Annotated in this window: 10 protein-coding genes; 8 read left to right on the top strand and 2 right to left on the bottom strand. The window is 44.3% G+C overall.

Going from position 1 to position 7830, the window contains the following annotated elements; genetic code table 11:
* Positions 1 to 295 precede the first annotated feature (295 nt).
* Positions 296 to 1150: an alpha/beta fold hydrolase gene (locus tag RMO79_RS03655; RefSeq protein WP_310481699.1), complete on the bottom strand. Its 855-nt coding sequence runs from the start codon at positions 1148 to 1150 to the stop codon at positions 296 to 298.
* 135 nt (positions 1151 to 1285) lie between these two features.
* Here RMO79_RS03655 and RMO79_RS03650 point away from each other — a divergent pair, with 135 nt between their 5' ends.
* The 4 genes from RMO79_RS03650 (at position 1286) to RMO79_RS03635 (ending at position 3465) form a co-directional block, all read left to right on the top strand.
* Positions 1286 to 1522 carry a hypothetical protein gene (locus RMO79_RS03650; protein WP_310481698.1) on the top strand — a complete coding sequence of 79 codons (237 nt, stop codon included), beginning with the start codon at positions 1286 to 1288 and terminating at the stop codon, positions 1520 to 1522.
* 47 nt (positions 1523 to 1569) lie between these two features.
* On the top strand, positions 1570 to 1893 hold the full coding sequence (locus RMO79_RS03645; protein WP_310481697.1) for a translation initiation factor: 324 nt from the start codon (positions 1570 to 1572) through the stop codon (positions 1891 to 1893).
* Between the two features lie 121 nt (positions 1894 to 2014).
* Complete coding sequence (gene radC, locus RMO79_RS03640) at positions 2015 to 2746, top strand: DNA repair protein RadC (RefSeq protein ID WP_310481696.1); 732 nt, start codon at positions 2015 to 2017, stop codon at positions 2744 to 2746.
* A 20-nt stretch (positions 2747 to 2766) separates the two neighbouring features.
* The gene (locus RMO79_RS03635) at positions 2767 to 3465 is read left to right on the top strand and encodes a class I SAM-dependent methyltransferase (protein WP_310481695.1); all 699 of its coding nucleotides are present in this window, start codon (positions 2767 to 2769) and stop codon (positions 3463 to 3465) included.
* A 14-nt stretch (positions 3466 to 3479) separates the two neighbouring features.
* Here RMO79_RS03635 and RMO79_RS03630 read toward each other — a convergent pair whose 3' ends face one another.
* Complete coding sequence (locus RMO79_RS03630; RefSeq protein ID WP_310481694.1) at positions 3480 to 4070, bottom strand: hypothetical protein; 591 nt, start codon at positions 4068 to 4070, stop codon at positions 3480 to 3482.
* 269 nt (positions 4071 to 4339) lie between these two features.
* Here RMO79_RS03630 and RMO79_RS03625 point away from each other — a divergent pair, with 269 nt between their 5' ends.
* The 4 genes from RMO79_RS03625 to RMO79_RS03610 all read left to right on the top strand — a co-directional run bounded on the left by RMO79_RS03625 (position 4340) and on the right by RMO79_RS03610 (position 7802).
* Entirely contained in the window at positions 4340 to 5524 is a 1185-nt protein-coding gene (locus RMO79_RS03625; RefSeq protein ID WP_310481693.1) for an aspartate aminotransferase, read from the top strand.
* Positions 5525 to 5735: 211 nt separating this feature from the next.
* Entirely contained in the window at positions 5736 to 6020 is a 285-nt protein-coding gene (locus tag RMO79_RS03620; protein WP_310481692.1) for a hypothetical protein, read from the top strand.
* A 193-nt stretch (positions 6021 to 6213) separates the two neighbouring features.
* Positions 6214 to 7224 (top strand): class I SAM-dependent methyltransferase, encoded by a 1011-nt coding sequence (locus tag RMO79_RS03615; RefSeq protein WP_310481691.1) that lies wholly within the window; start codon positions 6214 to 6216, stop codon positions 7222 to 7224.
* 143 nt (positions 7225 to 7367) lie between these two features.
* Positions 7368 to 7802 carry a hypothetical protein gene (locus RMO79_RS03610; protein WP_310481690.1) on the top strand — a complete coding sequence of 145 codons (435 nt, stop codon included), beginning with the start codon at positions 7368 to 7370 and terminating at the stop codon, positions 7800 to 7802.
* The last annotated feature ends 28 nt before the right edge of the window (positions 7803 to 7830 follow it).

Below are 7830 nucleotides of genomic sequence, written 5' to 3'. Positions count from 1 at the left end.
AGACTGGGGTTATAATACCATTGCCGAAAAAGAAGCCGCACTCCAGCAGTCGCGGATTCAAACACTAGCACTAGCTGATTTTGCCACATTGGGCGGAACGACAAAGAAAGCCACCGCAGGCAAAAGCGAAGCTGTAGATCTCGTAACGTAATTAGTTTGAGTTAATCGAGATTATTCACTACCATAACTAATGTTTTAGTGAATAGTGGATAGTGAATAGTTTAGTTAAGCTTTTACTTCTACCCTCTAAATTAGAGCTAGTTTAAAGGTTGGATCGATCCAACCTTTTTAAGTGCTATTCTGCCATAAAATTTAATACCAGTCGATTGAATCGATCGGGATATTCTAAATAGGGATGATGTCCGCAATTAGGAAAAATATGTAATTGACTGTGGGGTATAGCTGCGGCGGCGATGCGAGCATGTTTGACGGGAATAATCCGATCGTATTCTCCCCAAATAATTAATGTTGGTCGAGCAATGTTTGGTAAACTATCGAGAATCGGTCGATAGACTTGAGGTAACACCCCTGCTAAATTAAAATTACTTTGACCGATTCTGAGAATAACGCGATTTCGCTCAGGAATGGCAAAGATTGGATAGCGCAATTCGAGCCACTCTGGCGGTAGCTGTTTACCATCATAAAAATTAGATCTCAACATTGCTGGAATCATCCACCGTCCCGGACGGAGCAAGCTAACAACTGCTGGTAAAGTAATCAGTCGAATGCCTAAACTAATTTCCTTACCAAATCCCATACTATCAACTAATACTAACTTATCGACTCGATCGGGATACAATTTGGTAAATTCTAACACAACTCCACCACCCATCGAGTTACCGATGAGAGTGGCTCGCTCGATTTTCAGAGCGTTCATAAAACCGCATAAAAATTCAGCCTGATCCGCTAGCGAATAAGATCGATCTGGATAGTCTGACTTACCCGAACCGACCATATCAAATGCATAAACCTGATGGTGTACGGCCAAAGCAGCAATATTATACAACCAAAATTCGATCGAACCATTTCCGCCATGTAGCAAAATTATCGGACTACCATCGTTACCCAGATGCCAGTATCGAGTATTAATATTATCGATCGATATATATAAATCTGGTGGTGGTGCTGCTACCAATGACTGAATGTGCATGAGTGAGGAGATAAACGTTAAAAATATCGCAGATGCCAGGTTTTAATCCATAAAATCCTCCGCCGTGCCGATCGAGATCTTGCGATCGAATGACTGAGTTGCTATAATAAAGTAATGAAGTAATAAATTAAATATATGTCACAACGTCTCAAGCGGTGGGAATCCCCCCGGAAAGAAGGGAGAAACGACAAAGGTAAGGGCGGATCGGCACGTCAACGCCAACTCAAGAAACGCACTCAAATGTTACGTCAAAAACTCAAAGACCAAGGCAAAGACCACAACAGCCAAAGTCAACATAAGAAAGGAGAGAATCATGATTCTCTCCTTTTTTTATGGGCCGACCGATCTAATTTTCAACTCTTGGTGAGCTAAAATTTTGAATAGTATCGATCGTCGGTAGATAATCTGCTTGCAAACACATGGCAAAAGATAGCAACAAAATCGCCTATCGGGAATTTGGCGAAGAAGAACCAGAAATAGAAGTTTCTGAATTACCCCCCAACCAGCACAAACTCAAAATCGAAGCCTCCAGAAAAGGTAAAGGTGGTAAAACAGTCACGATTGTCAGTGGCTTTCAAGTTTCACCAGAGACACTCATTAGCCTCACCAAGACCCTTAAAAATCAGTGCGGGGCTGGTGGCGCAATGAAGGATAATACGATCGAGATTCAGGGCGACCATCGTCAAAAATTATTAGAGATAGTGACTAAATTGGGCTATAAAGCTAAATTGAGCGGCGGTTAGAGCTTGGCGTATTTTCATAATCGATAAAGAATAATTCAGCCATTGTAGTGATTCGATCGAATCTCGAATCGTCGTAAAGTGACAAGTAATTTTAACTACGCACCGATTACGTGTCAGCGGCATGACTTACAGCCTTCGCATCATCGATATACCCAGCACCGAACGTCCCCGCGAACGCTTACTCGCACATGGAGTCAAACACCTCAAAAATGCGGAGTTAATTGCAATTTTGTTAGGAACGGGACAAGGCCCTGGTAAACTATCCGCGATCGGGTTAGGTGAATATATTCTCAATCATTTGGGTCAACATCAGCGAGATCCCCTAGAAAGATTGCGCGATGTGCATCCTCAAGAATTGATGGATATTCCGGGTGTCGGCCCCGCCAAAGCGACAGCGATTTTAGCAGCAATAGAATTAGGACAGAGAGCCTGTGTCTTGCGTCCACCCGATCGAGCTATAATCGAAAATCCCGATACTGCCGTCGCTGCGCTGAGTCAAGAGTTAATGTGGTCTACTCAAGAGCGATTTGCCATATTATTATTAGATGTCAAAAATAGACTGCTCGGTACTCAGTTAATCACGATTGGTACGGCGACCGAAACCCTCGCACCACCTAAAGAAATTTTCACCGCCATTCTCAAGCAAGGTGCTACTAAAACAATCGTCGCACACAATCATCCCTCCGGTAGCACCGAACCCAGTCAAGCCGATCTCGATCTCACGCGGCAATTACTCGCAGGCGCAAAGTTACTCGGCATTCCTTTATTGGATCACCTGATTTTAGGTGGGGGTAATTGGAGCAGTTTGCGTCAAACTACCAATCTTTGGGCAGAATTTCCGCAGGGAGATTAGCCTTTTCGATATTTAACCTCATGAATCCAAATATCCTGCAAGAGCAAATTGAATACTATCGCGAACGTGCTTCAGAATATGATGAGTGGTTCTTTCGTCAAGGTCGATACGATCGCGGTGAAGCACATCGACAACAATGGCTTACAGAGATTTCTGAAGTGGAGTCAGCTCTATTTTCGCTGGGTCTATATTTATCGGGAGATATACTCGAACTAGCCTGTGGAACTGGTTTGTGGACTCAATTTTTAGCACCTTCAGCAACTCGCCTCGTGGCAATAGATACCGCACCTGAAGTTATTGCTTTAAATCGGCACAGACTGGGCGATCGATCTGTAGAATACATAGTTGCCGATTTATTTAACTGGACACCAACTCAAAAATTCGACTTTATTTTCTTTGGCTTTTGGCTATCTCATGTCCCGATGGATAAATTTAATGACTTTTGGCAAATGGTCGGCTCTGCACTCAAGCCTGATGGTAGAGTTTTCTTTGTAGATAGTTTGTTCGATCGTACATCTCCAGCTATAAATCACGCCGAGTTACACCAACAGGGATATGCAGAACGCAAACTAAATGATGGCCGAATCTATCGAGTAGTTAAGATTTTTTATGAACCAATTCAGTTAGAAAAATCGCTCCAAGATTTAGGCTGGTCTGGTCGCATTGATGCCACTGCAAATCATTTTATTTATGGTTCGCTTTGTCTGAGTCGATCGTAGCTAATATCCTTCATCTATTTAACCTGAAGCTTATAACTAGTCTGAACTTCTTTTTTAGTAGACATCCAACCGCTAAATTTCCAGCGGAGGTAGTTATAAGCAGTTGTTGGTGCTGGTTCAGTCCCGATTTTGGGTTGAGCTGAAAAAGTTTTGCCCCCGTCGATACTAAACAACAATTCCGCACCATCGATCGCCTTGGCAGAATCTTTGAGATAATTAGTTCCGCGTGGAATCGGTTGTTTTAAGATTAAATTCTTGAGCGGGCACCGACCGTTATTTTTAGCAATTACCGTATATTTAATAATATCTCCAGGCTTGACCGAGGATTTTTCAGCGATCGGTTTAAAGACGGGTTTATTATTTTCCATCTCTTTTTTATCCGCTTTGAGCTTTAGCTCTACTCGCTGGGCAATTGGGAGCGGATCGACACAAGCTTTGGGTTTTCTAAGCCTAGCATCTGCGGGAACTTGGGAATATAGAAATGTGTTGGCAATCGTTCCAACACCAATCAGTACGATCGTCGAGAACTTGGACATGGTAATGTGCGATCGAGCGATTAGGAGATATATAGGGTCAAGACGATCGAATAACAATAAAGTTGCCATCGATATTGATGCTTTAAGCGAGGAATATACTCGTTTAGATGGAGTTGGTAAATTTCACTGCGATCGGCTGACTCTAAGAGTTTACAGGTTTATAGAGTCAGCGCACTATCTATTCTATCGATTTTTATAACCGAGTCTCAACCACCGATCGCTAAAAACCTCTATAGTATTAGCGGGCGAACCCGATCTTCTAGATCCACGCCCTTCGTGAAGATTCTCGCTTTAGAGATATTGCGCTGCCGATTGAACTGCATCAATAATTATAGACAATGAGCTTAGACTGGATTAGCCCCGCCGAACGCCTCCAATCCCTACCCCAATACGTATTTGCTCGGTTAGACGAACTCAAGGCTCACGCTCGCAACCAGGGCGTAGATTTGATTGACTTGGGCATGGGCAATCCCGATGGTGCCGCACCAGCACCCGTAATTGCGGCGGCGAAGGCAGCTCTGGATGAAGCCACCAATCATGGTTATCCCCCATTTGAAGGTACCGCCAATTTTCGGGGCGCGATCGCTAAATGGTATTATCGTCGCTATGGTGTGACTCTCGATCCCAATAGCGAAGCTTTACCCCTGCTCGGTTCTAAAGAAGGCTTGGGACACCTGGCTCTGGCTTATATCAATCCTGGCGATACGGTATTAGTCCCCAGTCCCGCCTATCCCGTCCACTTTCGAGGGCCAGCGATCGCGGGTGCTAATATTCATAATATTATCCTCAAAGCCGAGAATGATTGGGAGATCGATCTCAACGATATTCCGGTAGATGTAGCTCGTAAAGCCAAAATTCTGTTCTTCAACTATCCCAGCAACCCCACCGGAGCCACCGCTTCGCGAGCCTTCTTTGAAGATGTCGTCGCTTTTGCCCGCGAATATAAAATCTTATTAGTCCACGATCTCTGTTACGCCGAACTCGCCTTCGACGGCTACAAGCCCACCAGCCTGCTCGAAATCCCCGGGGCTAAGGAAATTGGGGTCGAGTTCCATACCCTCTCTAAAACCTATAATATGGCGGGCTGGCGCGTCGGCTTTGTTGTCGGGAACAGTCAGATTATCCAGGGACTCCGCACGCTCAAAACCAACCTCGATTACGGCATTTTTGCCGCCCTTCAGACAGCAGCACAAACAGCCCTCGAACTCCCCGACGAATACGTCATCCAAGTTCAAAACCGCTACCGCGAACGGCGCGACTTTATCATCGCTGGGTTATCGAAATTGGGCTGGAACATTAAACCCACCAAAGCCACGATGTATCTGTGGATTCCCTGCGCCGTCGGTTGGAATTCTACCGACTTCGCGCTAATGGTAATGCAAAAAACAGGGGTAGTATTTACCCCAGGTAATGCCTTCGGCATCGGCGGCGAAGGCTATGTGCGAATCAGTCTGATTGCCGATCTCGACAGGTTGGGCGAAGCACTCCAACGGCTGACAGATGCCGGAATTCGTTACGAGTAAATCGCGTCGAAATTAATGGTAGGGGTAATTTATGAAGCGGCGGTTTTATTCGGAGGTTCCCTCCGAATAAAAAAACCGACAAGACATTACCCCTACCATTAATTTCTAGCTTGCGAGACATGAGTTAAAGTGTCTGTTGACGATCGCGAAATAGTCATGACAATCTTTAGTGATGATGGGGTTCTTTCGCAAGCAAATTTAATATTGAGATATGCCAATCCAACCTGTGTGGGAAAAAGAAATCAGTGATGTATTTACCTTGATTGAGTACCCAGAAACATCCAAAGAGCCGCGCTGTCTGATTATTGGCGGGAATAGAGCTGGAGACGACAAAACTAAGACCCTATCTTTATTCTTCCAAACTTGGGGACTCGATCGCGAAACCATTACCAATCTTCAATGTTCGATCGTATTTCAAGCAGTGCTGGAAGTTGGTATCGTTGATGAGATTTCTGGCTTTACTTTTAAAGAGGCACTCGCATGGGCTGGTGATTAGTCGAGTTAAATTACAATAGATTGCAGAAATCGGAATTTAGGACGATCGATTGATTTAGGATGATAGAATATAAGTACATTAGTTGTAACAAATAATATTTTCTCCAATAGGCTTTAGTTATTGGGTCTGCTGAGAGTTAAATACAGGCAAAAGATCGGTTTGCCAAGCTCGCGCCAAGTGAGGAAAAATGAATATGAAATTATCGCGATTTGCTTCAGATCTGAGCGCGCGGGGTTTGTTATACGCGATCGCTAACGATCGCATTCACGCGCCAGTACCTCTAGATGCAGAACAAAATTGGCAACTTTGGACTGAGCCAAAATCCCCCCTAATAGAATGGTTATCGAGAGCTTATCCACCGGAATCGATGCGGATTGCTTATTTAGATAAGATGCTCGATTGCGACCATTCGCAGGGAATTGAAGCGCATTATGATGTCTCAAATGATTTTTACGCTTTATTTTTAGATACTAAATATCGATTTTATACTTGTGCAGAATTTCAAACCGATACCGAAACTTTAGAACAAGCTCAGACTAATAAAGCTAAATATTTACTGTCTTTTTTGAATTTAGCAGGAGATGAAAAACTCTTGGATTTGGGCTGTGGTTGGGGTGCGATGCTGAAATTTCTGCAAGATACCGGACATCGGGGTGAATTAACGGGCTTCACCTTATCCAAGGATCAGCAAATCTATGCCTCCCAAAAATTAGACCTAAATGTCTCTTTGACTGACTTTATCGCTACTGATTTTGCAAGTGCCGCTTACGATCGGATATTATCGATCGGATCGCTAGAACATGTCAGACCGCACGAGCTAAATCAACTCTATCAAAAAACCTATGATGCGCTCGTTCCAGGCGGATTGGCAGTACATCAATTCTTTTCCCTGACACGCGCAGCGTATCCCACTTCAATGGTGACGATTCAGTTATTTTTCCCAGGCTCCTTACTGGTGATGCACCAGACGCATATTGCCGCCGCAGAGCTAGCGGGATTCAAAATTACCCACGACTCAATTCATGACTATCGACCCACTTTACGCGCCTGGTACGAGCGACTGGTGGCAAATCAATCGCGAGCATTGGAGTTAGTCGGACTAGAAATTTTTAACCGCTACATGACTTTTTTGCCGATCTCCTGGTTGTTTTTTCAACAGCATGAAGCCGATCTTCATCGGATGGTGATGGAAAAACCCGCGTAATCGCTCAGTTTGCCTTTTGCTCTTTCCCCTCTCTATAAACTAAATCATAACTAAATAGCATCAAAAATATCTCCGTAGCCAACTCATGGTTAGAGGGTGTTTAATAGTATGTAACCGATCCTCACACCACCGGAATTCCAGGCATGTTGAAAAATATTTTCGTCTCTGGCTTAACCCTAGTCTCTGTCGTACTCACCACCGCTACCAGCACCCACGCCGAACTAGCACCAAATATCAACTCCCTGACAATTCAAAGAATCCAACGTACCGCACCCCAACAAAACAACACCTACAATCGACAAGCAGCCAATCAAGAGCAATCGCTGGAGTATGTCAAACTGGGTTGGGCGGCACAAAAAAAAGGTCAAGATCGCCAAGCCTTGATATATTACGATCGTGCCATCAAACTCGACGATACTAATGCGTACGCTTTCATGGCTAGTGCCACCTTATTCGGGAATACACCAGATGGCGTTACCTGCATGAAAGCCGCACTCTATCTATTCCAACAACAAGAAAATCGAGAAGGCTACAATATTGCGATGGGCTGGTTGAAAGAGTATGGTGCGATCGACTAAATTGTAGCGCGAATGCGTCCTCAAATCG

Source organism: Chamaesiphon sp. VAR_48_metabat_403 (genome assembly GCF_031422475.1).
Classification (GTDB): Bacteria; Cyanobacteriota; Cyanobacteriia; order Cyanobacteriales; family Chamaesiphonaceae; genus Chamaesiphon.
The sequence above is the reverse complement of the archived record's forward strand: the minus strand, read 5'-3'. Positions and strand labels throughout refer to the sequence as shown.

What these genes read in the sequence shown, in the direction of transcription:
- RMO79_RS03625 (WP_310481693.1), top strand. Translation starts at nt 4,340, where the DNA reads ATGAGCTTAGACTGGATTAGCCCCGCCGAACGCCTCCAATCCCTACCC.
- RMO79_RS03630 (WP_310481694.1), bottom strand. Translation starts at nt 4,070, where the DNA reads ATGGCAACTTTATTGTTATTCGATCGTCTTGACCCTATATATCTCCTA.
- RMO79_RS03655 (WP_310481699.1), bottom strand. Translation starts at nt 1,150, where the DNA reads ATGCACATTCAGTCATTGGTAGCAGCACCACCACCAGATTTATATATA.
- RMO79_RS03615 (WP_310481691.1), top strand. Translation starts at nt 6,214, where the DNA reads ATGAAATTATCGCGATTTGCTTCAGATCTGAGCGCGCGGGGTTTGTTA.
- RMO79_RS03610 (WP_310481690.1), top strand. Translation starts at nt 7,368, where the DNA reads ATGTTGAAAAATATTTTCGTCTCTGGCTTAACCCTAGTCTCTGTCGTA.
- radC (WP_310481696.1), top strand. Translation starts at nt 2,015, where the DNA reads ATGACTTACAGCCTTCGCATCATCGATATACCCAGCACCGAACGTCCC.
- RMO79_RS03635 (WP_310481695.1), top strand. Translation starts at nt 2,767, where the DNA reads ATGAATCCAAATATCCTGCAAGAGCAAATTGAATACTATCGCGAACGT.
- RMO79_RS03645 (WP_310481697.1), top strand. Translation starts at nt 1,570, where the DNA reads ATGGCAAAAGATAGCAACAAAATCGCCTATCGGGAATTTGGCGAAGAA.
- RMO79_RS03650 (WP_310481698.1), top strand. Translation starts at nt 1,286, where the DNA reads ATGTCACAACGTCTCAAGCGGTGGGAATCCCCCCGGAAAGAAGGGAGA.
- RMO79_RS03620 (WP_310481692.1), top strand. Translation starts at nt 5,736, where the DNA reads ATGCCAATCCAACCTGTGTGGGAAAAAGAAATCAGTGATGTATTTACC.